This is a genomic window from Sphingomonas abaci (assembly GCF_014199625.1).
GTDB classification, from domain to species: Bacteria; Pseudomonadota; Alphaproteobacteria; order Sphingomonadales; family Sphingomonadaceae; genus Sphingomonas; species Sphingomonas abaci.
Genome location: NZ_JACHNY010000005.1, coordinates 126,066 through 152,780 on the forward strand (window position 1 = coordinate 126,066; position 26,715 = coordinate 152,780).

The 26,715-nt window shown below is 68.0% G+C and carries 21 protein-coding genes; 12 read left to right on the forward strand and 9 right to left on the reverse strand.

The window, feature by feature from the left end:
* Positions 1–77 precede the first annotated feature (77 nt).
* The 4 genes from GGQ96_RS12890 to GGQ96_RS12905 form a co-directional block, all read right to left on the reverse strand.
* A complete protein-coding gene (locus GGQ96_RS12890) occupies positions 78–1,046 on the reverse strand; it encodes a FecR family protein (RefSeq protein WP_184115379.1) in 969 nt (322 codons plus the stop codon).
* Positions 1,043–1,615, reverse strand: coding sequence for an RNA polymerase sigma factor (locus GGQ96_RS12895; protein WP_184115380.1), 573 nt, complete (start codon positions 1,613–1,615; stop codon positions 1,043–1,045). Before GGQ96_RS12895 ends, GGQ96_RS12890 begins: the two co-directional genes overlap by 4 nt.
* A gap of 214 nt (positions 1,616–1,829) precedes the next feature.
* Positions 1,830–2,132, reverse strand: a complete 303-nt coding sequence (locus GGQ96_RS12900) for a polyhydroxyalkanoic acid system family protein (RefSeq protein WP_184115381.1) — start codon at positions 2,130–2,132, stop codon at positions 1,830–1,832.
* 2 nt (positions 2,133–2,134) lie between these two features.
* Positions 2,135–2,557 (reverse strand): VOC family protein, encoded by a 423-nt coding sequence (locus GGQ96_RS12905; protein ID WP_184115382.1) that lies wholly within the window; start codon positions 2,555–2,557, stop codon positions 2,135–2,137.
* A 103-nt stretch (positions 2,558–2,660) separates the two neighbouring features.
* Here GGQ96_RS12905 and lnt point away from each other — a divergent pair, with 103 nt between their 5' ends.
* The 3 genes from lnt (at position 2,661) to GGQ96_RS12920 (ending at position 6,670) form a co-directional block, all read left to right on the forward strand.
* Positions 2,661–4,208 carry an apolipoprotein N-acyltransferase gene (lnt, locus tag GGQ96_RS12910; RefSeq protein ID WP_343059042.1) on the forward strand — a complete coding sequence of 516 codons (1,548 nt, stop codon included), beginning with the start codon at positions 2,661–2,663 and terminating at the stop codon, positions 4,206–4,208.
* 42 nt (positions 4,209–4,250) lie between these two features.
* Complete coding sequence (metK, locus tag GGQ96_RS12915; protein WP_221239959.1) at positions 4,251–5,471, forward strand: methionine adenosyltransferase; 1,221 nt, start codon at positions 4,251–4,253, stop codon at positions 5,469–5,471.
* 155 nt (positions 5,472–5,626) lie between these two features.
* Positions 5,627–6,670, forward strand: a complete 1,044-nt coding sequence (locus GGQ96_RS12920) for a hypothetical protein (RefSeq protein ID WP_184115387.1) — start codon at positions 5,627–5,629, stop codon at positions 6,668–6,670.
* Here GGQ96_RS12920 and GGQ96_RS12925 read toward each other — a convergent pair.
* Positions 6,645–7,256 (reverse strand): phosphatase PAP2 family protein, encoded by a 612-nt coding sequence (locus tag GGQ96_RS12925; RefSeq protein WP_184115389.1) that lies wholly within the window; start codon positions 7,254–7,256, stop codon positions 6,645–6,647. The two genes, GGQ96_RS12920 and GGQ96_RS12925, sit on opposite strands and share 26 nt — an antisense overlap.
* Before the next feature lie 81 nt (positions 7,257–7,337).
* On the opposite strand from GGQ96_RS12925, the gene trmB reads away from it, so the two are divergent.
* Positions 7,338–8,018, forward strand: coding sequence for a tRNA (guanine(46)-N(7))-methyltransferase TrmB (gene trmB, locus GGQ96_RS12930; RefSeq protein ID WP_184115391.1), 681 nt, complete (start codon positions 7,338–7,340; stop codon positions 8,016–8,018).
* 25 nt (positions 8,019–8,043) lie between these two features.
* On the opposite strand, the gene GGQ96_RS12935 is transcribed toward trmB, so the two are convergent.
* On the reverse strand, positions 8,044–8,529 hold the full coding sequence (locus GGQ96_RS12935) for an Lrp/AsnC family transcriptional regulator (RefSeq protein WP_184115393.1): 486 nt from the start codon (positions 8,527–8,529) through the stop codon (positions 8,044–8,046).
* A 115-nt stretch (positions 8,530–8,644) separates the two neighbouring features.
* Here GGQ96_RS12935 and ald point away from each other — a divergent pair, with 115 nt between their 5' ends.
* From ald to GGQ96_RS12970, 7 genes are all read left to right on the forward strand, one after another.
* Positions 8,645–9,730: an alanine dehydrogenase gene (ald, locus tag GGQ96_RS12940; RefSeq protein WP_184115395.1), complete on the forward strand. Its 1,086-nt coding sequence runs from the start codon at positions 8,645–8,647 to the stop codon at positions 9,728–9,730.
* 138 nt (positions 9,731–9,868) lie between these two features.
* Positions 9,869–11,977: a TonB-dependent siderophore receptor gene (locus GGQ96_RS12945; RefSeq protein WP_184115397.1), complete on the forward strand. Its 2,109-nt coding sequence runs from the start codon at positions 9,869–9,871 to the stop codon at positions 11,975–11,977.
* A gap of 90 nt (positions 11,978–12,067) precedes the next feature.
* Positions 12,068–13,072: a M48 family metalloprotease gene (locus tag GGQ96_RS12950; RefSeq protein WP_246360542.1), complete on the forward strand. Its 1,005-nt coding sequence runs from the start codon at positions 12,068–12,070 to the stop codon at positions 13,070–13,072.
* 116 nt (positions 13,073–13,188) lie between these two features.
* Positions 13,189–14,604, forward strand: coding sequence for a carboxylesterase/lipase family protein (locus GGQ96_RS12955; protein WP_184115399.1), 1,416 nt, complete (start codon positions 13,189–13,191; stop codon positions 14,602–14,604).
* Between the two features lie 133 nt (positions 14,605–14,737).
* Positions 14,738–17,185 carry a putative bifunctional diguanylate cyclase/phosphodiesterase gene (locus GGQ96_RS12960; RefSeq protein ID WP_184115401.1) on the forward strand — a complete coding sequence of 816 codons (2,448 nt, stop codon included), beginning with the start codon at positions 14,738–14,740 and terminating at the stop codon, positions 17,183–17,185.
* A gap of 105 nt (positions 17,186–17,290) precedes the next feature.
* Positions 17,291–18,397, forward strand: a complete 1,107-nt coding sequence (locus tag GGQ96_RS12965; protein WP_184115403.1) for a Gfo/Idh/MocA family protein — start codon at positions 17,291–17,293, stop codon at positions 18,395–18,397.
* Complete coding sequence (locus tag GGQ96_RS12970; RefSeq protein WP_246360544.1) at positions 18,394–18,864, forward strand: cupin domain-containing protein; 471 nt, start codon at positions 18,394–18,396, stop codon at positions 18,862–18,864. Before GGQ96_RS12965 ends, GGQ96_RS12970 begins: the two co-directional genes overlap by 4 nt.
* A 145-nt stretch (positions 18,865–19,009) precedes the next feature.
* Here the strand turns inward: GGQ96_RS12970 and GGQ96_RS12975 are convergent, their stop codons facing one another.
* Together GGQ96_RS12975 and GGQ96_RS12980 are read right to left on the reverse strand one after the other, a co-directional pair.
* A complete protein-coding gene (locus GGQ96_RS12975; RefSeq protein WP_184115405.1) occupies positions 19,010–20,041 on the reverse strand; it encodes an SMP-30/gluconolactonase/LRE family protein in 1,032 nt (343 codons plus the stop codon).
* Positions 20,038–23,037, reverse strand: a complete 3,000-nt coding sequence (locus tag GGQ96_RS12980; protein WP_184115407.1) for a glycosyl hydrolase family 28-related protein — start codon at positions 23,035–23,037, stop codon at positions 20,038–20,040. Before GGQ96_RS12980 ends, GGQ96_RS12975 begins: the two co-directional genes overlap by 4 nt.
* Before the next feature lie 227 nt (positions 23,038–23,264).
* Between GGQ96_RS12980 and GGQ96_RS12985 the strand changes: the two genes are divergently transcribed.
* Positions 23,265–26,303: a TonB-dependent receptor domain-containing protein gene (locus GGQ96_RS12985; RefSeq protein WP_184115409.1), complete on the forward strand. Its 3,039-nt coding sequence runs from the start codon at positions 23,265–23,267 to the stop codon at positions 26,301–26,303.
* Positions 26,304–26,387: 84 nt separating this feature from the next.
* Here GGQ96_RS12985 and GGQ96_RS12990 read toward each other — a convergent pair whose 3' ends face one another.
* Positions 26,388–26,630: a helix-turn-helix domain-containing protein gene (locus tag GGQ96_RS12990; protein WP_184115411.1), complete on the reverse strand. Its 243-nt coding sequence runs from the start codon at positions 26,628–26,630 to the stop codon at positions 26,388–26,390.
* Between the last annotated feature and the right edge of the window lie 85 nt (positions 26,631–26,715).

Here is a 26,715-nt window from a genome sequence, read left to right on the forward strand (position 1 = left end):
TCTGGGGTCAGCCTTCTGGGGTCAGCCTTCTGGGGTCAGCCTTCTGGGGTCAGCCTTCTGGGGTCAGCCTTCTGGGGTCAGCCTTCTGGGGTCAGCCGCCAGCCGGCGCCGTCGCGCGTCGCGCGCATCCCGCTGATTGCCGCGAAGCGTCGGACGCTGGTCGCGGCATCGGCATCGACCTTGAACGTCCCGCTGAACCGGCGCATCCCGTCCCCCGGTGCCAGGCGCACCGGCTGGCCGATCGCACGCGACAGGTCGTTCGCGACCTCGGACAGCGCGACGTCGCCATAGCTCAACTGTCCGGTCCGCCATCCGCCGACCGACGCCCGGTCGACCCGGCGCACCGCGCCGCGATCGTCGACGATCCGGATCGCCTGGCCGGCCTTCAGGATGACCGCATCGTCGTCCGGTTCGGTGCCGCCATCGGGATCGAAGGACACCACCCCCGTACGCACCGCCACCTCGATCATCTTGTCGTGCCGGCGGACGTTGAAGGCGGTGCCGATATCCTCGACGCTCGCCGCGCCGATCTGCAAGCGGAACGGCCGCGCGGGGTCATGCACCACGTCGAAATAGGCCTCGCCCTCGCCGAACGATACCGCGCGCGTGGCGCGATCGACGTGCAGCGTCGTGCCGCCATTCATCGCCACCTGCGTGCCGTCCGCCAGCCGAACGGCGCGCGTCTGCCCCAGTGCGGTCGCGATGGTCAGCGGCGATGACGGCGCCTCCGCCCGAAAGGTCCAGCCGGCGATGCCGATCACCCCGACCAGGGCCGCGGCCAGGGCCGAGCCCAGCCACCAGCGGCGGCCGACACCGGCCGGCGGGTTGTCGTTGGCGGCTTCGGGCAAGGGCTCCGGCGCGGGTTCGGGAGCGAGGCCCGCCGTCGCCGCTTCCAGGTCGAGCGACACGGCATCGAACAGGGCGGCATTGGCCGGATCGGCCTCCAACCATGCGAGATGCCCGTCCCAATCCGCGAAATCGGGATCATGCAGCCGTCGCGCCCAGTCGAGCGCCTCGGCCAGCCGATGCGACGCTGCGCCGGTCATGTCCGCGCCTCGCCCGAAACGGCTCCGTCACCCCGCTGCCAGGCGGCGATGGCGCGGTACGCCTTTTGAAGATGCTTCTCGACCGCGCTCAGCGAAATGCCGAGCTCGGCGGCGATGTCGCGCTGCGCCACGCCCTCGACCCGGTGGCGGCGGAAGATGCGGTCGGTCCGCTCGCCCAGCGCCGCGAGCAGCCGGTCGACCTGATCCAGCCGCTCGCGCGCGATCAAGTCCGCGAGCGCGGAAGGTGCGGCCCCGTCTTCCGCACCGTCGCGGTGATAATCGTCGTCGCGGGTCAATCGCCGCCGCGTCGCCCGCGCCCGGTCGAGCATCAGGTTATGCGCCATGCGCATCATGTAGGATTCGGGGCGTTCGACCCCCTGCCCGCTGGTCGATGCCAGCTTGAGCCATAGATCCTGGAGCAGGTCCTCCGCCTCCTCCGCCGCACCCCGCGCGCGCAGATAGCGGAGCAGCACCGGGCGCTGCGCCAGAAAGGTTTCGGCCAGGGGATGGGTGGGAGTCACCCGCCACTCTTCGCCCAAGACGATGCGGCGCGGCACGAGGGCGCGCATCCCGCGACGCCACGCCAGCGATGGCCGGCGCTCTCGGCCGGACCGCAAAGGGGGATCGATCCCGTCTGATCTGCGCGCCCGAAACGCGACGATGATCCCCATAGGAAATACGCCATTGCCCTGGCGGCGACGCCGATGCGTCGAACCGCTGCTGGTATGACGCCGCCGTCTCGGCCGAGCCGCACCATCGTTTCGCCCCTTTCGCCGCGCAGGTTTATTTCAGCAGCTTGGGGGCTTCGCGCTCGATCATCTCCTTCACCTTGCCCGCGAACAGGCGCAGGAACGCCGGCAGGTCGACCACCGCATGCACCCTGTCGGCGAAGACCGTGGCGGTCGAGGCGATGCTCTGGCCCATGGCGGTGACGGTGAAGTGCATTGTGTCGCCGTCCCAGCGATGCTGGACGACGCCGCCGCCGGGAATCTTTTCGGTGATGCGCGAGATACCGCCGTCCAGACGCTGGCGTACGCCCTCCTTGCCGAGCGAATGGGGGATGTCGATCGCAATCGGGGTGCCCATGGTCAGTCCTTCGCAAAGATCATCGAGTCGTCGGCGAATGCCTTGAACTCCAAGGCATTGCCACTGGGATCGTGGAAGAACATGGTCGATTGCTCGCCCGCCTCGCCGGCGAAGCGGGTATAGGGTTCGATCACGAAGCGCGTGCCCGCCGCCACCAACCGGTCGGCGAGCGCGCGCCAGACCGCGGGCGTCAGCACCACGCCGAAATGCGGCACCGGCACCTGATGGCCGTCGACCGCGTTCTCCACCGCCAGCGCCCGCGCCCCGGGATCGAGATGCGCGACGATCTGGTGGCCGTAAAGGTCGAAGTCGATCCAGTGATCGCTCGACCGGCCCTCCGCGCAGCCCAGCGTGCCGCCATAGAAGGCGCGCGCGGCGACGAGGTCATGAACGGGAAAGGCGAGGTGGAAAGGCCGAATCGTCATGCACCAACACGTAATGCCCGCCCGGCTTTTCGCCACCCCGGACTTGCTGGCGCCGAGAAGCGGCGGCAAGGGCGGACACCATGGCCCCGATCAGGACAATGATGTGACCTTGCGCCTTCCCGCCCTGCTTCGCTCTCCGGGCCTCGCCTGCGTGCTGCTTGGCGCGCTGGCCAGTTGTGGCTTCGCGCCACTCGACTGGTGGCCGCTGTCGATCGCCTGCCTCGCCGCCTGGATGGCGATCGTCCACCATGCGGCGTCGCTGCGGACGGCCATGGCCCGTGGCTGGCTGTTCGGGCTGGGCCACTTCACCGTCAACAACAACTGGTTCCAGCACGCCTTCGATTTCCAAGACAAGATGCCGCCGGTGCTGGGCTATTTCGCCGCGGTCGCCCTGGCGCTCTATCTGGCGGTCTATCCGATGGCGGCGGCGGGGATCGCGTGGCGCGCACGCGGCAAGGCGGGCCCCGACCTGCCCTATGTGCTGGTCTTCGCCGCCGCCTGGATCGCGACCGAGTGGCTGCGCGCGGTGATCTTCACCGGCTATGCCTGGGACCCGCTGGGCGTGATCTGGGTGCCGGACCAGGCCATCGCGCACATCGCGTCCTGGATCGGCACCTATGCGCTGTCGGGCCTGACCATCGCCTTCGCCGGCGCGCTGTTGCTGTTGTGGCGCCGCCGTCGATGGACGGCGGCGGTCGCGCTGATCGTGCCGCTACTGCTGCAACCCTTCGGCTATCGCACCCGCCCCGGCCCCGCCGCGCCCGACGCACCGCGCGTCCGTGTGGTGCAGCCCAATATCGGCAACGAGGCCCGGGTGAACGCCGCCGAGCGTTCGCTGGAGACGCTGATCCGGCTGTCGGGCCGCCCCGGCCCCGCACCCCGCCTGGTCGTCTGGCCGGAGGGGCTGGTGACCGACCTGTTGGAAAGCGGCTATCCCGACTGGGTCTATGCCGATCGCCGGCCCTTTGGCCTGCGCGCCCGCATCGCCGACGGGCTGGGACCGCGCGACCTGCTGCTGACCAACGCTCCGCGCCTGGGCTTCGACGATCGCGACCGGATCGTCAGCGCCGCCAACTCGGTGCTGGCGATCGGCCCGGATGCTGAGCTCCACGGCACTTATGACAAGGCGCATCTGGTCCCCTATGGCGAGTATCTGCCGATGCCGTGGCTGCTCAAGCCGCTGGGGCTCGCCCGATTGGTGCCCGGCGACATGGACTTCACTCCGGGCCCCGGCCCGCGCGCGATCGAATGGCCGGGCTTCGGACCTGTGGGCATCCAGGTCTGCTACGAGATCATCTTCTCGGGCGCGGTGGTGGACGAGGCCCGTCGTCCCCGGTTGCTTTTCAACCCCTCCAACGACGCCTGGTTCGGTCGCTGGGGCCCGCCCCAGCATCTGGCGCAGGCGCGGATGCGCGCGATCGAGGAGGGCGTGCCGATCGTGCGCGCCACCCCGACCGGGATCAGCGCGATCATCGCCGCGGACGGCACCTTGCTCGCGACGGTCCCGCACGAGACGGCGGGCGCGATCGAGCTACCCGTGCCGCCCGCGCTGCCGCCGACCCTGTTCTCGCGCGTCGGCAACGCCATGGCGGCGATCGTCGCACTGCTGTTCTTCGTCGCCGCGATTGCCATTCGCCGCCGCCGCCGCTAGGTACCCCATATAAAGCTATCTTTATATCGTTATGAGGCCTTGATGCGCTCTTCCTATATCTTCACGTCGGAGTCGGTGTCCGAGGGTCACCCGGACAAGGTCGCCGATCAGATCAGCGACACGATCGTCGACCTGTTCCTGTCCAAGGATGCCGAGGCGCGCATCGCCTGCGAGACGATGACCACCACCAACCTGGTCGTGCTGGCGGGCGAAATCCGTTGCAAGGGCGTGTACGAACATGGCGAATGGGCCCCCGGCGCGCTCGAGGAAATCGAGGCGGCGGTGCGCGACCGGGTGAAGCAGATCGGCTATGAGCAGTCGGGCTTCCACTGGCAGACCTTCACCTTCGAGAACAACCTGCACGGTCAGTCCGCGGAAATCGCGATGGGCGTGGACGAAGGCTCGAACAAGGACGAGGGCGCGGGCGACCAGGGCATCATGTTCGGCTATGCCACGGACGAGACCCCCGGCCTGATGCCGGCCACCCTCTATTACAGCCACAAGATCCTGGAGACGATGGCGGCCGACCGCCATTCGGGCAAGGCCCCCTTCCTGGAGCCGGACGCCAAGAGTCAGGTGACGCTGCAATATGAGAATGGCGTCCCCGTCCGCGCCACCGCGCTGGTCGTCTCGACCCAGCACAAGGCCGGCTATTGCCTGCAGGGCGAGAATGCCGATCCGGCCAAGTATGACGTGCTGAAGGATTATGTCACTGGCGTGCTGACCAGCGTGCTGCCCGACGGCTTCGTCACCGACGCGACCAAGGTCTATATCAACCCGACCGGCGCGTTCGAGATCGGCGGCCCGGACGGCGACGCCGGCCTGACCGGCCGCAAGATCATCGTCGACACCTATGGCGGCGCGGCCCCGCATGGCGGCGGCGCGTTCAGCGGCAAGGACCCGACCAAGGTCGACCGTTCGGCCGCCTATGTCGCGCGCTACCTGGCGAAGAACGTCGTCGCCGCGGGCCTGGCCAAGCGCTGCACCATCCAGCTCAGCTACGCGATCGGTATCGCCGAGCCGCTGTCGGTCTATGTCGACACCCACGGCACCGGCACGGTGGACGAAGCGAAGCTGGAGCAGGTGCTGCCGCAGCTCGTCCGCCTGACGCCCAAAGGCATCCGCCAGCATCTGAAGCTGAATGCGCCGATCTACGTCAAGTCGGCCGCCTATGGCCATTTCGGCCGTGAGGCGGAGAACGGCTTGTTCACTTGGGAGGCGACCGATCTGGTCGACCAGCTCAAGGCCGCCGTCGCCGCCTGACCGGCGGACGTCGCGCCCGTCTGGAACGCGCCCCCGTGGTCCAGCGAAAAGCCGGGACACGGGGCAGCGTGGGAATGGGGCACGGCCATCACCGGCCATTGTGCCCCGCCGCCGAGGCGACTAGCCTCTCCCAAAAGCATTGGGAGAGGCTTACCATGGCATTGATCCGGCGAATGGGCTGGACGGCGGCGGCGCTCGCGGTCCTGTGCCTGTCGCCCTCCATGGCCCGGGCCCGCGACCTGGCGGTGCCCGCGGGCCAGGGCTGGCGCCATGCCGAGAGCGGGCTGATCCTGCCGTCGACGCTCGACGGCATGGCGCGGACCCGCCTGTCGGATTCGACGAGCCAGGAGCGCGACGTCACGATCAGCTTCGCCGATCCGACGCGCGCGACGATCGCCACCCTGTTCCTCTATCGCCCCGCCATCGCCAGCGTGCCTTTGTGGTTCGACCGGGCGGAGGCGGCCATCGGCGCCAACGACATACTTGGCGACACCGCGCCCAACAGCGCCGATCCGGTCGCCTTCGCGCCGCCGGGCAGCGGCACCGCCTCGGCGCTGCGTCGCGTCTATCGCGCCAGCAAGGGTGCCTATCCGGCGACGGGGCTCGCCATGCTGCCGGTGGGACCATGGCTGCTGGCGGTGCGGCTCAGCCGCCAGGATGGTGACCTGGCCGAGCTGGACGCCGCGATGACCCGGCTGATCGCAGCGATCCGCTGGCCCGCCGCCGTTCCCGACGCGCCCGCCGCGCAGCCGATTCGCGCCTGCCCGCAGCCGCTGGCCTGGGCGAAGGCGAAGCTGCGCAAGCCCGAAATGGACGAAACCGCCAACGCCTCCGTCCTGGGCTTGTCATATCGGTCCGCCACCATCCCGGCCGACGCGCGCCCGAGCCTCTGGTGCCGCGACGACAGCAGCGCGGTCGATTATGCCGTGTACCGGGCGGCGGGGCGGACCGGCTATGTCGTGGCACTGGGCGACGCCGGCCGCAGCGTTGCCGTCTCCCCCGCCCTGGCCACCATGCTGCGATCCGACGTCGGGGACCGGTTCACGGTGATGCTGGAGGATGTCGACAGCAGCGCCAGCAGCTATGGCACGTTCGATGGCCTGCCCCGCCCGGACCAGGTGGTGGACCGGGTGCTCCATGCCGAGCCCGACAGTCGCAACCAAGGCCCGCCGATCACGATGGGCGCGCCGAAAGGCTGACCCGCGCCCCGATCGCCGTCTCCGCCCGGTCGAGGATCGCCCGCGCCAGCCGCTCGGCGGCCAGGCCAATCACCGCGCCGGCCAGTACGTCGCTGACATAATGTTTGCCCCGGCTGGGTTGCAGCGCCGCCACGCCCGCCGCCGCCAGCCGCGCCGGGATCGCCGCCCGACGATGCCCGGCGGCAATCGCTTCCGCCACGGCCACCGCGCCGGCGGTGTGGCCCGAGGGAAAGGAGTTGAGCGACGGATCGTCCGCGCCGTTGCCCTTGCCGAGATGATGCCCCTCCTCCAGCGCGCGCGCCGGCCGGGTGCGATCGATGCCGCTCTTGAGCACAGTCTTCACGCCCGTCGCCAGGAGATGGCCGGTGAGCATCCGCACGCCCGTCCGAGCCAGCGGCCCCCGCCGGGACAGGAAGCCCACCAGGATCGTGCCGGCGGACAGCGCGATCAGTGGCGGCTGGTCGGCCAGCTCGGTCAGCTTGCCCGCCGCCCGCAGGACCGGCCCGTCGTCACGCCGCGCTGCCAAGTGCGTGACCTTGCGATCCGCTTCCGCCGCTTTCTTCGCGGCACGTTTACCCTTGCCCATGCTTGCCTCGTCCTTGTTCAGGCGCTGAACGGGTCGTCTGCCGCTTTGCTCCGGGGCGCTGGGGCGCTAAGGCCGCGCGCCATGACCGAACCCACCACCATCCGCCGTCTCTACGGCCGGCGACAGGGCCACAAGCTGCGCCAGGGCCAGTCCGCGCTGGTCGAGGATCTGCTGCCCCGCATGTCCGTGCCCGATCACGGACCGCTCGACGCCCGGACCCTGTTCGGCGACGAACGCCCGCTCGAGCTGGAGATCGGGTTCGGCGGCGGCGAGCATCTCGCCGGTCAGGCGGCGATGCGCCCCGACCACGGCTTCATCGGCTGCGAGCCGTTCCTGAACGGCGTCGTCGGCGCGCTCAACCATATCCGCGACGGCGCGCTTGCCAATGTCCGGCTGCATATGGGCGATGCTTTGGAAGTGATCGAGCGGCTGCCCGACGCCTCGCTGGACCGGCTCTACCTTCTCCACCCTGATCCCTGGCGCAAGGCGCGCCATGCCAAGCGCCGGATGGTCAATCACGGTCCGCTCGACCTGATCGCCGCCAAGCTTAAGCCGGGCGCGGAATTCCGGCTGGGCACCGACGACCCGACCTATTGCCGCTGGTCGATGATGATCATGAACCAGCGTCGCGACTTCACCTGGCTGGCGGCGACACCGCAGGACTTCCTGACCCGCCCCCACGACTGGCCGGAGACGCGGTACGAACGCAAGGCGCGCCGAATGGGGCACGAGGTCTGGTATTTCCGGTATCTCCGGACCTGATCGCCGCAGCAGCGCCGATGCCTGCTCAAGGCGAGAGCATCCCACCGGGCAGGCGCGGCGTCACCACTTCACGTAGCACGAAGCCGGACTCCATCCGCGTGACGCCGGGCAGGTGCGACAATTCCTCCCGGTGCACTTCGGCGAAATGCGACAGGTCGCGGGTGCGGACGGTCACCAGATAATCATCCGTCCCGCTCATCAGGTCGCAGCGCACCACCGAGGGACTGGCGATGACCGCCGCTTCGAACGCCTCCAGCACTTCCTTGCGCTGGCTCTCCAACGTGATCTTGATGTGGACGATCGTCGGATAGCCGAGCGCCGCGTGATGGAGCTGCGCCGCATAGCCGGCGATCACGCCGCGCTCCTCCAGCACGCGCAGCCGCCTGGCGATCGCCGTCGCCGAACGGCCGATCGCCTCGGCCAGAGCGAAGGACGTGGCCCGGCCATTTTCCACCAGCAGCGACAGCAGCTTGCGATCGACCTGGTCCAGGGCTTCAGATTCGAGCGTCATTTTCGCTTTGAATAGCGGAATGCCGCGTCCATCGGCAAGCCACCTGCCAACTTCGCCGGGACATGGCGTCCGCCGGCGCGCTATGACGCGATAAACATCCATGGAGAGTTGCGACATGCGCGTCGGTGTTCCGAAGGAAATCAAGAATCACGAATATCGCGTCGGCTTGACCCCAGGCGCGGTGCGTGAATATGTCGCGCACGGCCATGAGGTGCTGGTCGAGACCGGCGCAGGCGCGGGCATCGCCGCCGACGACGCCGCTTATGTCGCGGCAGGCGCCCGGATCGCCGACACCGCCGCCGAAGTGTTCGCCACCGCCGACATGGTGGTGAAGGTCAAGGAGCCGCAGCCCGGCGAATGGACCCAGCTCCGCCCCGACCAGATCCTGTTCACTTATCTCCACCTCGCGCCCGATCCCGAGCAGGCCAAGGGTCTGATGGCGTCGGGCGTCACCGCCGTCGCCTATGAGACGGTGGTGGACTCGCGCGGCCATCTGCCGCTGCTGGCCCCGATGAGCGAGGTCGCCGGCCGTCTGTCCATCGAGGCCGCGGGCGCGGCGCTCAAGGCCTATAATGGCGGGCGCGGCGTGCTGCTGGGCGGCGTGCCCGGCGTGCAGCCTGCGCGGATCGTGGTGCTGGGCGGCGGCGTCGTCGGCACCCATGCGGCGCGCATGGCGGTGGGCCTGGGCGCGGAGGTGACGATCATCGACCGCTCCATCCCGCGCCTGCGTGAACTGGACGAGCTGTTCCACGGCCGCGTCCGCACCCGCGTCTCGACGCTGGAGTCGATCGAGCAGGAAATTGGCGAGGCCGATGCGGTGATCGGCGCGGTCCTGATCCCTGGTGCGTCCGCCCCCAAGCTGGTCACCCGTCCGATGCTGAAGCTGATGAAGCCGCGCGCGGTGCTGGTGGATGTCGCGATCGACCAGGGTGGCTGTTTCGAAACGTCGCACGCCACCACCCATGCAGACCCGACCTATGAGGTCGACGGCGTCATTCATTATTGCGTGGCCAACATGCCGGGCGCGGTGCCGCTGACCTCGAGCCACGCGCTCAACAATGCCACCCTGCCCTATGGCCTGGCGCTCGCCGACCGCGGCGTGGCGGCGATCGACGCCGATCCGGCGTTGAAGGAAGGGCTGAACGTCCAGGGCGGCCGCATCGTCAATCGCGTCGTGGCCGAGGCGCTGGGCTTCGACTGACGCCGCTCGACAGTTAGTTGGCTCCAAGGGCGGCACTTAACGGTGTCGCCCTTTTTTGAGTCAAAGCTCGCTAACGATAACCAGTTGCATTAGCTTCCTGCTGCTCGTACGACGCTCTCGAAGAGGGAGCTATTGATAATGAACCTTATTCTTGCGTTGCTGGCATCGGCTGCGGCGACCGGGTCGACGGTGGCAGACGAGCCGCAGCGGGCGAACGCGGCGGGGGGCAATGACGAGATCGTCGTCACCGGCGCGCAGACGGCAGGCAGCGACGATTACACGATCGACGGCCAGACGACCGCGACCCGCCTGCCGCTGACCTTGCGCGAGACGCCGCAATCGGTCAGCGTCGTGACCCGCGCGCAGATCCAGGATTTCCAGCTCAATGACGTCAACGCGCTGCTGGCCACGGTGCCCGGCGTGACGGTGCAGTTCTCCGACACCGACCGGGTCTATTATTCGGCGCGTGGATTCGACATCCAGACCTTCCAGATCGACGGCATCGGCGTTCCCTTCGCCTTCGGCATCCAGACCGGCTCGATCGATACCGCCATCTACGACCATATCGAGGTGCTGCGCGGCGCGCCCGGCCTGTTGTCGTCGACCGGCAACCCGGCGGCGGTGGTCAACTTCATCCGCAAGCGGCCGACGCGCGACCTACAGGCCTCCGCCAGCGCGCAATATGGCTCCTATGACGCGCTTCGGATGGAGGGCGATGTCAGTGTGCCGCTGACCAGCGATGGCCATATCCGGGCCCGCGCGGTCGGCGTCTATTCGGACGCGGACAGCTATCTGGCGCGCAACCACCTGCGCCGCTGGACCGGCTATGGCATCGTCGAGGCGGATCTGGGCCCCGACACCGTGATCAGCGCCGGCTATGGCCATCAGGACCACAAGAGCCGGGGGGCGCTGTGGGGCGCCCTGCCGCTGCTCTACAGCGACGGCAGCCGCATCGCCTATCGCCGGTCGGACAGCACCGCGCCCGAATGGTCGAGCTGGGGCGTCGTCGATCGGCAGATCTTCGGCGACCTGACCCATCAGCTCGGCCATGGCTGGGTCGCGCGGCTGAGCGCGATCCGCCGCGCGACCGACGAAGACAATCAGCTCTTCTACGTCTATGGCAATCCGGACCGGACGACGGGCCAGGGCCTGCTCGACTATCCCGGCGCCTTTCGCGCGCCGACGCGCAACCTGACGCTGGAGGGCTATGTCACCGGCCCGGTCACGCTGTTCGGCCGCCAGCACGACGTGATGCTGGGCCTCAATCGCAGCGCGCAGGGCTATCGCCAATATTCCAGCTATGGCGCGATCAACCAGCCGGTCAGCCTGCCCGACCTGCTCGCGGGCCGCGCCGTCCGACCGGATTTCGCCCGCGATTACGACCTCAGCCTCGACCGGCACACCCGGCGCGAGACCGCCTATGGCTTGGTCCGGCTGAGCCTCGCCGATCCGTTGAAGCTGATGCTGGGCGGCAACCTGACCCATGCGACGAGCGCGGGCACGTCGTACGGAACCGCGGTCAATTTCGACAATACCCGCTTCCTGCCGTTCGTCGGCGCCACGCTGGACGTCACGCCGCATCTCAGCCTCTATGCGAGCTATGCGACGATCTTCAATCCGCAGACCGAGGTCGACCGGCTCAACCGCGTGCTGTCGCCGATCCGCGGCGACAATCTGGAGGCGGGCGTTAAGGGCGCGTGGTTCGGCGGCCGGCTGAACGCCAGCGCCGCGCTGTTCCAGACGCGCCAGGACAATAGCGCCGCCTATGCCGGCTTCGCCGATGGCCGCAGCTTCTACGAGGGGCAGGACGCCCGGTCGCAGGGCGTCGAGCTCGACCTGGGCGGGCAGCTCGCGCCCGGCCTGCAAGTGACGGGCGGCTACACGCTGATGCGCGTCGATGGCGAGGACGGGCAGCCGGTCCGCACCTTCGTCCCGCGCAACACCGGCCGCCTGAACCTGAGCTATTCGCCGCCCGCCTTCGACCGGGTGAAGCTGGGCGCGGCGCTGCAATATCAAAGCCGCATCTATTATGACGCGACCACCGCGACCGGCGTCGCCGCGCGAATCACGCAGGGCGGCTATGCGCTGCTCGACCTGCTCGCCAGCTATCGCCTGACCGAGCGGGTCGCGGTCAGCGCCAATCTGCGCAACGTCACCAACAGCCGCTACCTGACCGGCCTGACCTATGACCAGGCCTTCTACGGCGCGCCTCGCACCGTGCTGGCCACCGTCAGCGTCCGTTATTGAGCCAAGCACCGGCCCGGCCCCGGCGGCGATCGGCCGGGAACTTGGGCCGGGTCGGTGCTTTTCCCTCTGGCACCAAAAGGGGGATGACGCATGCGGCACTGGATGACGGGGATGATGGCGACGGCGGCGATGCTGGCGGCACCGGCCACGGCGCAGCAACCCCGCCCCCGCACCGCGACGGCGATCTCGGCCGGCGACCGGCAGCAGGGCGCGGCCGCCAATCCGCAGCTGATCAAGGAGTTCGGTGGCGCCTATACCGGCCCGCAGGCTGCCTATGTCGAGCGGGTCGGGCGGCGGGTCGCGGTGGAATCCGGCCTCTCGAATGCGGGCGGCGATTTCACGGTGACGACGCTGGATTCGCCGATCGAGAATGCCTTCGCCATCCCGGGCGGCTATATCTACATCACCCGGCAATTGCTCGGGCTGATGAACTCCGAGGCGGAACTCGCCTCCGTGCTGGGGCATGAGGTCGGCCATGTCGCCGCGCGCCATGCCGCCAGTCGCAACACCCGCTCGACCATCGGCGCGCTGCTGGCGGCGGGGGCGGGGATCGCGACGGGCAGCAACATCGCCAGCCGCGTCGTCGGCACCGGCGCCCAGCTCTATACGCTGCGCTATGGCCGCAACCAGGAATATGAGGCGGACGCGCTGGGGGTCCGCTACATGACCGCCGCCGGTTACGACCCCTATGCCGCCGCCGATATTCTGAGCGCGCTCGACGCGTCGTCGGGCTTGTCGGCGCAGGCCGCCGGCACGGCTGGGCGATCGGTGCCGACCTGGGCCTCGACTCACCCCAATGGCGAGGATCGGGTGCGCCGCGCGGTGCAGCTTGCCGCGGCGACCGGACGGCCGGAGGCGGCTCCCGCGCAGGACACGCGCTTCCTGCGGATGCTCGACGGCCTGCCCTACGGCAAGGAGAGCGACCGCCAGGTGATCCGGGTGGTGGCGGTCGGGCCTAGGGACAGCATCGCCTCGCTCTCGGCGCGCATGGCGGTGCCGCAACTCAAGCGCGAGCGGTTCCTGACGCTCAACGGCCTGTCGCCCGACCAGGCGCTCCAGCCCGGCTCCCTGGTGAAGCTGGTGGCCGCGCGCTGATCCGGCGCGGCCAGTCTCCCACGGCTTACGACCATTATCCCGCCCGCCAGCGCTGGCCCCGTCCGGAAAGGTCGGCTAGCATGACCTAAATACACGATAACGGGTGAGGATTTTCGATGCGTACCGCCTTTGCCTTGGCCGCGCTGGCCATCGTCGCCACCATCCCGGCGCTCGCGCAGGATGCCGCGCCGCGCGTGCGCATCGATACCGGCAGCCTGCGCGGCAGCAGCGAAGACGGCGTGGTGTCGTTCAAGGGAATTCCCTTCGCGGCGGCGCCCGTGGGACCATTGCGCTGGCGCGCGCCGCAGCCCGCTGCAGTTTGGTCCGGGGAGCGCGATGCCACCCGCTACGGCCATGATTGCATGCAGCTCCCCTTCCCCAGCGACGCCGCGCCGCTCGGCACGCCGCCGGCGGAGGATTGCCTCTATGCCAATGTCTGGAAGCCGGCGGGGGCGAAGGCCAAGCTACCGGTCATGGTATGGATCTACGGCGGCGGCTTCGTGAATGGCGGGTCGTCGCCGCCAACCTATGCGGGCGCCGACTTGGCGCGCCGGGGCATCATGGTGGTCAGCTTCAACTACCGGCTCGGCCGGTTCGGCGCCTTCGCGCATCCGCAACTCACCCGCGCCCGGGCCGATGGCCCCTATCTGGGCAATTACGGCTATCTCGACCAGATCGCCGCGCTCCGCTGGGTTCGCCGCAACATCGCCGCCTTCGGTGGCGATCCGAACAACGTCACGATCATCGGCGAGAGTGCGGGCGGCATGTCGGTCCACAACCTGCTCACCTCACCGCTGCTGATGAACGCGCCGGACGGACCTGCGCTGTTCCACAAGGCGGTGATCCTGTCGGGCGGCCCCGGCGTCACGCCTGGTCCCAGCCTGGCGGAAGCGGAGGCGATCGGCGTCGCCTTCGCTGCGTCCAAGGGGATCGCCGCCGACGACCCGCAGGCGCTGGCGAAACTGCGCGCGCTACCGGCGGACGCGGTGGTCGATGGCCTCAACCTCGCCGCCATGGCCCCGCGGCCGGGCAATCCCCGCACCTATAGCGGCCCGATCGTCGACGGCCTGATCACCACCGATCCGACCGCCGCCTATGCCAGCGGCCGCTTCCGCCACGTGCCGGTGATGCTGGGCGCCACCAGCGCCGATATCGGTGGAGCTGACGGGTATATGATCGCGGGCGCGCGCGACACCGCGGCGCGGCTGTCGGCGCAGGGCGTGCCGACCTATTACTACCGCTTTTCCTATGTCGCGACCTCGGTGCGGACGCCAGAGACGCCGGGTGCCGGCCACGCCACGGATATCCCCTTCTTCTTCGACACGGCGGCGATCAAATATGGCGTGGCGACCAGCCCGACCGACCGGGCAGCGGCGCGGACCGCCAGCACCTATCTGGCGCAGTTCGTCCGCACCGGCGATCCGGCCGCGCCCGGCCTGCCGGCCTGGCCCGCCTACGACGCCGCCCGGCCGCAGATGCTCGACCTCGACGCCGCCGGCGGCGCGCGCCTGCTCCGCGATCCGGCGCGGTGATCACCGCGCCATCCTTGCCGCAGATTGAACCAATTCGACTATCTTGTTCGATTAACACCTTATAATAGTTCCAGTTTGAAGACGATGTCGGGGCGGGGGCACCGGCGGTCCGAGGGCGCGGATGCGATTGGGGATGAAGCTCGGCTGGCTTTCGCTGCTCTGGCTGCCGGCCGTGCCGGCCGTGGCGGAGGCGCGGTCGGTCGATTTGCGCCCCGGCCTGTGCGGCGTCGTCCTACCCGATCCGTCGAGCGCGACTGTCGTGCGCCAAGGCCCCTATCGCTGCGGGACGGAGACGCCGTCCGCCACGGCTAGGGGGTGGCTGTGGCTCCGCCTGGACGCCACGCGGTTGCGGGGCCTGCAACCCGGCTGGCGGGTGGCGTTCGACCAGACCCGGTTCCGCAAGGTCGCGCTGCTGGTCGAGACGGGCGCGGGGACGCGACGCACGACGTTGGACCAATGGGCGCTGGACGGTCACTGGGCACCAGGCGGCCGACTGTTCTTCACGATCCATGATCCCGGCGCGTCGGTCCGCGGCCTCTATCTCGGCTTTGAGGGGGTTGACGACCTGTCGCTGATCCGCCGGCTGGACGCGCAGCCGGCGGACGGGCCGGGCTCCACCGACGCGCCCTGGCTGTGGATCATCGGCCTGTTCACCGGCACGGTGCTGTCGGCGCTCTGCTATAATCTGGTGATCGGGACGAACCGGCAGCGGGCGCACCGGCAATGGCCCTATCGACGCTGGTACGTGCTGTGGGCCAGCCTGTCGCTGCTCTATGGTCTGATCTGGTCGAACGTCGCGGGCTTCCTGGTTCCGGGGCTAGTGGGGCCGGTAGCGGTGCGGATCGACTATGTCTTGGTCGGGCTGCTGATCGCGGTCGGCAACGGCTTCTTCTTCGCGCTGGTGGACGAGGACCTCCTCCCCGCCTGGCTGCCGCGCGGCGGGCGGCTGCTGGGGCTGGCCGGTATCGTGGCGGGTGTGATCGCGTCGATCGGCCACCCCGTCCCGGCGGTGCCGAGCGACCGGGCGCTCAATGCCCTGGCCGGCATCGCCACCCTTTGGGTTGGGCTGGCCGGCCTGGTCGCGGTGTGGCGCGGCAGCCGCGCCGCGCGCTTCTACCTGCTCGGCTGGGGGCCGGTGATCGTCATGCTGCTCGCCCGGCTTGGCCGCAATCTGGGCCTGCTGCCGAGCGGCGACGCGATCGACATGGCGACCTTCTCCGCCTTCGCGTTCGAGGCGCTGGTGCTGTCGCTCGCCATCGCCGACCGGTTCGACCGGCTGCGTCGCGAGCGCGATCAGGCGCGCGCCGCTCATGACATCGAACGTGCCGAGGCCCGCGCCGTCCATCTGTCGGCGCAGACCGACTTCCTGACCGGCCTGGGCAATCGCAAGCGCTTCCAGCATGATATCACGACGCTGATCGCCAGCGGCCATGGCTTCATTCTTTACCTGGCGGATGTCGATTATCTCAAGCAGGTCAACGACCGACTCGGCCATGCCGGCGGCGACGCGCTGCTGCACCAGGTGGGGGAAATGCTAGCTCAGGTCGCGGAGGCGCAAGGCGGCTTCGCGGCACGGATCGGCGGCGACGAATTCGCGCTGCTGCTGCGCGACGACATGATGACGGGCACCGCCTTCGATACGGTGCAGGGTGCCGCCTGGCACTTCGCCGAGGAACGCGGCATCGTCTCGCTCAGCATCGGCTCGGCCCGCTTCCCGGAGGACGCGGACACGCCCGACCTGCTCTACCAGAATGCCGATCTCGCGCTCTACAAGGCCAAGGGGCTGGGACGCGGCCGGCAGCAATCCTACCATCCCCTGCTGCGCATCGATCGGCGCGCCCAGGCGGCACTGGCGACCGATGCGGAGGCGGCGCTCCGGCGCGGTGAGTTCCGCCTGTTCCTGCAACCGATCGTCGACCTCGCCACCCGCCGGATCGAGGCGCACGAGGGCCTGCTGCGCTGGCAGCACCCGGTCTATGGCCTGATGCTGCCCCACCAGTTCGAGACGGTGCTGGGCAGCGGCACGATCGCCCCGCGCATCCAGGCCTGGGTGCTGGAAAGCGCGCTGGAGCATCTCCGCGACGCCAAAGGCAGCATCGGTCGGCTCGGCGTCAACTTCACCTCGCTGCAACTCGCCGAGCCTGGCGCGGCGCGGCGCGTGCTCGACCGACTGGCGCATCACGGCGTCGCCCCCGGCATGCTGTGCGTCGAGGTGACGGAGACCGTGATGCTCGACCGCGGCGCGGAGGCAGTGGTCCAGACGCTGCACGAACTGAGCGCCGCGGGCATCAAGCTGGCGCTGGACGATTTCGGCACCGGCTTCGCCTCGCTCATCCATCTGCGCCGCCTGCCGATCGATACGATCAAGATCGATCGCTCCTTCATCGCCGGGCTCTCGGAGGACGATCGGGGCGCCGCCGCGATCATCCACGCGATCGTCAGCCTGGGCCATGACCTGGGCAAGTCCGTGGTGGCCGAGGGGGTCGAGACCGAGGCGCAGGCCAGCGCCCTGCGCGCGCTCGGCTGCCGCCGGGGCCAGGGCTACCTCTATGGCATGCCGCGGGCCGCCGCGGCGGCCTGAGCCCGACCCGTGGTTACGACCAAACAAAGGATTGCGGTCCGAAATGCCTGCTTGAAGCCGTTGTTTTTGCCGGCCATTCTTGCGCGAAACGGAGACTATGCCCCCATGGAAATCGCCCGTCGCGACCTGATCCTGTCCGCCGCTGCGCTGTCACTGACCTCGTCCGGCTGGGCGGCCGGGAGGGGCGACCGGCCACTCGGCTATGCCATCGTCGGCCTGGGCACCTACGGTCTGAACGTCATCATCCCGCAATTCGCCCATTGCACGCACAGCCGCCTCGCCGCCGTGGTGAGCGGCGACCCCGCCAAGGCACAGCGCGTCGCAGCCGAGCACAAGCTGCCCGCGCGCTCCGTCTATTCCTATGAGAATTTCGACAGCATCCGCGACAATCCGGATGTCGACATCGTCTATGTCTGCCTGCCCAACTCGATGCACGCGGAATACACGATCCGCGCGGCGAAGGCCGGCAAGCATGTGATGTGCGAGAAGCCGATGGCCGTCTCCGTCGCCGAATGCGAGGCGATGATCGCGGCGTGCAAGCGCGCCAACCGCAAGTTGATGATCGGCTATCGCTGCCATTTCGAGCCGTTCAACCTGGAGGCGATGCGACTGGCGCGGACCGGCGCGGCGGGCAAGATCCGCTATGTCCGCACCGAACACGGCTTCGTCCAGCGCTCGCCCGAGGCGTGGCGGCTGAAGCGCGCGCTGGCGGGCGGTGGCTCGCTGATGGACATGGGGGTCTACAGCCTCCAGGCGGCGCGCTACATGACAGGCGAGGAGCCGATCGCGGTCACCGCCCGCGAATCCACCGATCGCCGCGACCCGCGCTTCACCGAGGTGGAGGACATGATCGAATGGACGCTGGAATTCCCGTCAGGCGCGATCGCCGGCTGCCAGTCGATGTACAGCGCCAACCAGAACCATATTCTGTTGATGGGCGACACCGGCCGCATCGAGCTGGAGCCCGCCACCCGCTATGACGGCAACCGGATGTGGACGGGCAAGGACGGTCGCGAACGCGAGATCACGCCGCCGCCGGGTCCGGCGAAGACGCAATTCGCCGGACAGCTCGACCATTTGGCGCAGTGCATCCGCTCAGGAAAGGAGCCGATCGTCTCGGGCGAGGAGGGCTTGCGCGACATGCGGATCGTCGAGGCGATCTATCGGTCCGCGCGCGAGGGCCGCACGATCCGCCTGGATGGCCGGGCATGAGGATGCTGCTGCCTCTATCGATGCTGCTCGCCGCCCCGGCGATGGCCGGGGCCGCTGATCCGACCGCCTTCGCGAGCCATGCCGAGGTGCAGGCGCAGGTCGCTGCGATGGACAAGGCGATGACGCCGGGCCAGGGCTTCGCCTGGCGGCCACTGGTGCGCGACGGCGACCGGTCGGCGGCGATCGAGATCTGGAAGAAGCCCGGCAAACCGGCGGTGCATCCCGACCAGGCCGAATATGCGGTCGTACTGGCCGGGGCCGGGACGCTGATCTCGGGCGGCACGCTGGAGGCGGCCCGCGCCGTCAAGCCGGATCTGACCGAAGGGGATCGGATCGTCGGCGGCACCACCCGGCGGCTGGCGCCTGGGGACGTGATCTTGGTGCCGGCGGGCGTGCCGCACTGGTTCGGCATCACCGGCGACCGGCTCGTGCTGCTCGGCACGAAATGGCCATCGGCGGCGAAATAGGCCACGAGGTCCACCCCGCAGGAGGTGGTGGTTGGCCGAAGGGGGACGTCGAGGTTTCTCCGATCGACGTCCACGCTACGCTCGGTCGCGGATACCCCGCCACCATGTCGCCCATGCTCCCCTTCCCCCTAGGGGCAGGGTTCCGTCACCCTTGCCCTTGCCATCCGGCCTTCAGCGGAACGCGCAGCACGCGGTCGTTGGCGGTCAGGAACAATGCCCGGCCGCCCTCCCCGAAGGCGGCATTGGCGATCGGAGCGCCGGTCGCGATCAGGCCCAGCGGCTCGGTCGCCGGGGTCAGCAGCATCATGCCGCCCGGCACCGAGCAGACCATCGTGCCGTCGCGGGCCACCTTCATGCCATCGGGCAGACCAGGCGCGCCACCCGCCTGCATCGACTTGGCATCCAACCAGACGCGCCCGGCGGTCGGTCGGCCGGCGACGTCCAGATCATAGGCCATGATCCGCGGCGCCGCCTCGTCCGACACGGAGACATAAAGCCGGCGCTCGTCGGGCGACAGGGCGATGCCGTTGGGCCGGGTCAACGTGGCGTCGATCAACTCGACCCTGCCGTCGGGCGACCAGCGATAGACGCCGTTCACTGCGGTTTCGCGAAGCGGCGAATGGTCGGCATCGGCCAGCCCATAAGGCGGATCGGTGAAATAGATCGCGCCATTCCTAGCGACATGCAGGTCGTTGGGGCTGTTGAACCGCTTGCCCTGATAGCGGTCGACCACCAACTCGCGCCGCCTGGTCTTGAGATCAAGCCGGTCGATCGACCGACCACCGCTATTGGCGATCAGCAGCCGGCCCCGGTGGTCGAGCGCGAGGCCATTCGCGCCCGGTTCGCGCACCAGCTTCGGATCGGCGTCACCGGCGCCCGAAGGTGAAAGAAAGGGCGTGGTGCGCCCCGTCCTGCGGTCCCAGCGGCGCACCAGGTTGGCGGGCGGGTCGCTGAACAGCAGATAGTCGCCGGCCGGCACCCAGACGGGCCCCTCCGCCCACCGGATACCGCGCGCGATCACGTCGATGCGCGCATCCGGCGCGATGATCCGGTCGAGCCCGGGCGACAGGCGACGGAGCGTGGCGACCGGCTCTGCCGCGCGCGTCCAGGCCGCCGTACCGGCCAGCGCCAGACCGCCGGCGAGCAGCCCGCGTCGATCGATGACGGCCGTGTTCACAGACCGACCGAATAGAGCGCGTGATGGCTTAAGATGAACAAGGTCCGCCGATCCTCTCCGCCGATCACCAGTTGCAGCGGCCGCTCGGGCACGTCGATCCGCCGGGTGAGCGATCCGTCGGGAGCATAGATGAATACCTGCCCGTTCGCGACATAGAGATTGCCGGCCTCGTCGCGCGCCACGCTCTCGCCACCGCGATCCGCCACGACCTTGAGGTCGGTCAGCGTACCCTGCGGCCCGACCGCGCCGCTATAGGTCCGGTTTTCCGACGCGTTGGTCAGCACGACCCGGCCGTCCGCGCCCGGCCCGACCAGGCCATAGCTGTCGAGGGTGTCGGACCAGCGCCAGCCGCGATGATCGTCCGGCCCCTGGTTCCAGACGCGGAACGCCGGCAGCACCAGCGACCCGTCGGGCGACACGTAATCCTGCGGCCGCGCCTCGCCCATCTTGCTGGTGAAGAAGTGCGAGATGGGCGGGTACTCGTACGTCTTCGGGTCGATCCGGTCGGCGAATTCGCCATTCGCCCAGACATTGACCGGCATCAGCGTGCGTGCGTTCGGGCGCGCGACGCTTGGCGTCGGGGCGATCGGGCGCACGTCGTTCGGCGCCTTGGGATCGATGCTGTAGACGCTGCCGTCGCGCCCGGCAGAGGACAGGACCAGCAGCCGGCCCGCGCGGTCGACCGCCAGATTGACCGCGTCGAGCGGCGCATCGGCGACGATCGACAGCCCTTCCGCCTTCGACCAGCCATGGATGCGCTGGAACTCACGGTCGATGAAATAGAGCTTGCCCTTGGCATCGGTCGCGCCGCCCGCGATCGAGTAGAAGCCGTCGGCCAGCTTGCTCACTCCCGGCGAGACCGGCACCGCCGACGCGGTGGCGGCGGTCGCGGGCGCGGCGGGCACGTCGAGATTGGCGAACTCGCGCTCGCGCACCTCCTGCTGGCGCGTCATGTCCTTGATCGCATTCTCGAACGCGAACTTGCTGGCCCGCGTATAGGTCCCGCAGCCCTTGGCGTCGCAGCTCGCGAAGCCGCTCTCCGCGTTCACATGCACGTTGCGAAAGCGGATATCGCCCGAATTGTAGAGCTTCACTGCCGCGTCCATCGGCTTGATCGTGCGGGTGACGCGATAGCCATGATAATTGGCGAACAGGATGTTGCTGGAGTTGCGCATCTCGGTGGAGATGGCGTTGACGCCGTCGCGCACCTCCTGCTCGGTCTGGGGCGCCAGGAACTCCCAGTTCTGGACATTGTCCAGCACGATCTCGGCGCGGTAATGATGTTCGGCCGACAATTCGTATACATGGCCCGGCGTCTTGGTGTCCGACACATAGAAGCCGGCCGAGGCCAGCGTGTTGGGCGACCAGAGCGCGGCGAAGGTGCCGCCGCCGCCGTCGGTCACCCAGATGCTGGGATGCTGCCCGTCGAAGCGTGCGCGCGGATCGCCGAAGCCGATCGGGCTGCCCTTGGTCAGCAGCGTGCCGCCGCCGCCCTGGATCTTGACGTCGTTGACCATCGACGCTTCGCCCGCCTTCCACAGCAGCGCGGTGGCGCGCGGGTTCACGCCCCCGGTCCACAGGCCCAGACCATGGACGATGGCATTGCCGCCCCTGGCGCTTTGCAGCAGCGCCTTGGGACCGCCGACGCCCATATAGGCGGGCGTCTCGTCGGGCAGGTAGAGATGGGTCAGGCTGGGGTGGAGCGCGATCAGCACGCTGTCGGGTCGCAGCCGCAGCGTATCGGTCACCCGATAGCGGCCCATCGGCAGATAGACGACGCGGTGGGTGTCGATGGCGCGTTGCAGGGCGGCCGTGTCGTCGGTGGTGTCGTCGCCCTTCACCCCTAGATCATGCGCATTGGCCCATTGCGAAACCGGTGGCAGCGCCCGGATCGCGGGCTTCACCCGCGCCGGCACCCGCGCGAGCGGGGCCATGGTCACGTCGGTCGCGAAGTCGCCGATCGTGCCCAGGCCGGGCAACTTCAACCCATAGGAAAAGTCGCTGACGCGGTAGCGCGGCCCTTGCCCCGCCACGGTGCGACCGCTGTCGCGGAAGCGCGCGAAGACCGGCGTGTTGACCGCGATCGCGTTGTCGAAGCCCACTTGCGTGAAGGCGCTCTTCTCCTCCGAGACGACGACGCCCGCCTGGCTGACATTCTCGAACCGCACGTCCTTGCCCCAGAGCGAGTCCGAATAGCCGCGATCGATCTCGATCCCGACCGGCGTGTCGCGGATCGCGACGTTGACCAGCGTGAGATCGACCTCATGCTCGCGGATCGCGGCGTCGCGCTGGCCCTGGAACTCGCTGTCGATCAGCGTGAACTGCCAGGCCGGCGAGGTCTTTTCGGTCATGATGCCGTAGCGCCCGCCATAGAAGCGCAGGTCCTCAAACTCGTTGCCCGCCTGATAGACGCCGGCCAAGCCCGATCCGACATGGAAGTCGGCGTGGCGGATATAGCCGTGCTGCGCGACGCGAAAGCGCACCGCGACCGCCCCGGCATTGCCCGCACCGATACGGAAATCGACATTGGCCAGCGCCGAGTAGAAGGTGCTGGAGGTGGCGTCGAAGACGGTCGGGTCGAACGGCACGCTGGTCGGCGGCGGCACCGCCGGCTTGCCGCTGCGATACTGGTCCTCGCCGGTGAAGCTCAGCATCGCCGCGACGCCGGAGCCGAAGCCCGGGCTATTGTCCGCCAGGATGATCTCCGGCCGGGTCTTGCCAACGCCGAACACGCGCACGGCGGTGCGGATGAAGATGGTGCGGCTGATCCGGTAGCGGCCCGACGGCAGGAAGACGATGCCGCCCTGCCCGCCGGCGGCGGCCGCGTCGATCGCCTGCTGGATGGCGGCGCTGTCGTCCGCTCTGCCGTCGCCGACGCCGCGCACGGTGATCGCGCGCGGCTCGGCCGGGGCGCTGGTGTAGACGGAGGTCGAGGCGGCCTGTGCGGGCGCTGCCACCAGCACCATCGCCGAACCGAGCAGCCACATCGCCTTCATCACCCGTCTCCCGTTGTTTTTACGGGATTTCCTTTAACCGCCGGCTCAAAGGCGTTCATACGCGACCAAAGTCGTAACTGCTGTCACGGCGCACAACATACAGCCACCACCCTGTTGCACAACGGCCACATTCTACCATTGATATAGATATAGATTTATCATTTGGGTTGAAGCCGGTGGTTTTGGCCCGTTACGGTCCCGGTTAATCAATACAAGGGGACACCATCATGCGATCTCGCTATCTCTTCGGCACAGCCTTGGTTGCACTCGGCTTTGCGATTGCAACCCCGGCGGCCGCTCAGGAAACGCCTGCTGCAGCATCGACCGATCCATCGGCTCAGGCGCAGGCGAAAGCGACGCCCGCGGACGGCGACGAGATCGTGGTCACCGCGTCACGCATCTCGCAGTCGCCGATCGCCGCCCAGCCGACCCAGTCGATCACCGCCGAGACGATCGCGAAGCGGGGCTTCACCAATCTAGGCATGGCGCTCATGGAGCTGCCGCTCTTCAGCGTGCCCGGCAACAGCCCGGTCGGCGGTCAGGGCTTCGCCAGCGCCGGCCAGACCTTCGTCAACATGTACAATCTGGGGGCGCAGCGGACGCTGACGCTGGTCAACGGCAACCGCTTCGTGTCGAGCGCCAGTTCCTCGCTGTTCGGCCCCGTCGCCGGCAGTCCGGTCGACTTCTCATCGCTGCCGGTCAATCTGGTCGAGCGCGTCGAGACGGTGTCGGTCGGCGGCGCGCCCATCTACGGCTCGGACGCGATCGCGGGTACGGTCAACGTCATCCTGAAGCGCAACTATCAGGGCCTGTCCTTCGCCGGCCAATCCGGCATCTCGCAGCGCGGCCTGGGTGGCAACTACAGCCTGTCGGGGCTGGTCGGCCAGAACTTCGCCGAGGAGCGCGGCAACATCACGCTTAGCATGCAATATGACAAGCAGATCGGCATCCCGACGTCCGACATCTATTATCAGAGCGCCGACGCCCCCTTCTTCACCCGAGCGCAACGGGGTAAGTCGTTTCAGCAGCAGCTTTATTATGGTGGCCAGCGCTATGCCGTGTTCACCAACACCGGCATGCCGATGGTGGAGGACGGCTATCCGATCCTCTCCGGAGCGCCTTACTCCTCCATCACCGATGCGCAGGGCCGGGCCCTCTTCTTCAACTCCAGTGGCGCGTTGACCCCGTTCAACAATGGCCAGGTGACCGGGCAAAGCTTGATCCAGGCCGGCGGCGACGGCTTCCGTCTGCGCGACTATGGGAACTTCCTCGTCGACAGCAATCGCTTCTCCGGCACGGCGCTCTTCCACTACGATTTCAGCGACAGCCTGCGCTTCTCGGGCGAGGCCTGGTATGGCCGCAGCATCGCAGTCAATCTGCGAAACCAACCCTTTTACAGTAGCGCTCTCTTTGGCGACCCGGCCGGGGTGCAGAATGGGAATCTCGCGCTCAGCACTGCCAATCCCTTTCTGAGCGCGGCCGACCGGGCGACGATCGTCAGCAATCTTGCCGCCAATGGCCAACCCACTGACACGTTTTACATGGCACGGGCCAACACGGATCTGGCCACCGGCGCCTTCCGCTCCGCCAGCGATCTCTATCGCATTGTCAGCGGCTTCGATGGCGACGTGCATCTAGGCGATCGCACGCTGACTTGGGAGGTCAAGGGCATCTACGGCCGCTCCAACACCAAGACCACCGCGCGCGAATTGGTACTGAAGAACTTTTTCAACGCGATCAATGCGGTCCGCGATGCCAGCGGGAACATCGCCTGCGCACCGGGCTATAGCAACGCGACGATCCCGACGATCAGCGCGACCTGCGCGCCCCTCAACATCTTCGGCGTCAATCAAGCCAGCCAAGCCGCGATCAACTATGTCACCGCCATCGCCACGCCAAAACAGACCAATATCCAGGGTGATGTGATCGCCGACGTCAAGGGGGACCTGATCAAGCTGCCGGGCGGCTTCGCCAAGTTTGTCCTCGGCTTCGAGCACCGCTACGAATCGACGAATTTCAATCCCGGCCTGTTCTATTATGGCGAGCCGAATGGCGACGGCACACGGACGCAATATGGCAACAGCATCCCGATCGATCCGGTCGCGGGCGCGTATCACACCAACGAGTTCTTCGGCGAGTTGAATGTCCCGCTGGTATCCGATGACATGGACGTGCCGCTGATCCACAGCCTAGAGCTTCAGGGCGCGGCCCGGTATGTCAAGAACAGCATGACCGGCGGGTTCTGGGCCTATACGGGCGGTGGCAAATACGCGCCGTTCAATGGCCTGACCCTACGCGGGAACTACACCCGCTCGCTGCGCGCACCGGCGATCACCGAACTGTTCGCGCCGATCGGTCAGGTTTTCTCCGCTGCCAACGACCCGTGCGACAGCCGCTACATCACGGGTGGTCCCAATCCCACCCAGCGCGCCGCCAACTGTCGCGCCGCCGGATTGCCGGCGGATTTCACCTCTAACGTTGTCGACTATACGGCGGCCGGACGGTCGGGCGGAAACCCCAATCTGCAGAATGAAATCGGCAACAGCTGGACGGCCGGCGGCGTCTTTGAACCGCGGTTCGTCCCCGGCCTGCGCTTGGCTGGCGACTATGTGCACATCGACGTGAAGAACGAGGTCGCGTCGCTCGATCTGGTCGATGTGATGAACGCCTGCTACGACTCGGCTGATTATCCGAATAGTCCGTTCTGTAGCAGCTTCACCCGCAATGCGAGCGGCCAGGTGACGTCGTTCACCACCGGGAACTACAATATCGGCATCGAGCGTTTTCGAGGCGTCCAGGGAAGTTTCGCCTATATCCTGCCTTTCTCCCGCTTGGGCGCGAGCGCGGAGGCGGGAACCCTGTCGGTCGGTGTCAACTATCTTCATACGATCGAGCATTATTACCGCATCGGTAGCGGCGACATCCAGTACAAGCTGGGCACGACGGCGGAACCGAAGGACAATTTCACCGCCAACGTCAATTACGACAATGGCGGCTTCAACCTGATGTGGCAGTCGATTTATAACGGACCGACGCGGATCAACGTCAACGTGCCGGACAGCAACTACGAATATCCGCGTATCGGGGCCTATTGGATGTTCAACACCTCGGCGGGCATGAGCCTGGGCGACCGGTTCAACATCCGACTGATCGTCAACAACGTGCTCGACAAGAAGGTGCCTTTCCCCTTCTCGGTCAGCGCCAATCGCTATTACGACGCCTTTCTCGGCCGCAGCTTCCGCGTGAGCGTGGGCTTCAAGCTCTGATTGGCAAAAGATGGCCTCGGACCTGTCCGGGGCCGCCTCCACCACAGGCATCACGACGGCGCGCTTCGGCGCGCCGTTTTCCTATCAGAGGCTGAGCGCCTGCGCCGCGATGGCCACTTGCGTGCGGTTGCGGACGTTGAGCTTGCGCATCAGCGCGGTCATATGCGCCTTCACCGTCGCCTCGGCGATGCCGAGATCGAAGGCAATCTGCTTGTTGAGCAGACCTGAATGGACGCCGCGCAGCACCTTCATCTGGGTGGGGGTGAGCTGCGCCAGCGGCGAGTCGATCGCGTCGGGCCGGCGGCTGGTGTGGACGGTCGCTTCCATCGTCATCCTCCTCTGGCGGCCATGCGGCCGGGGTTCGCCGGCCGCCTGACGGGCCGGTCGAAAGATCGCGGTCCGACCGGCGGCT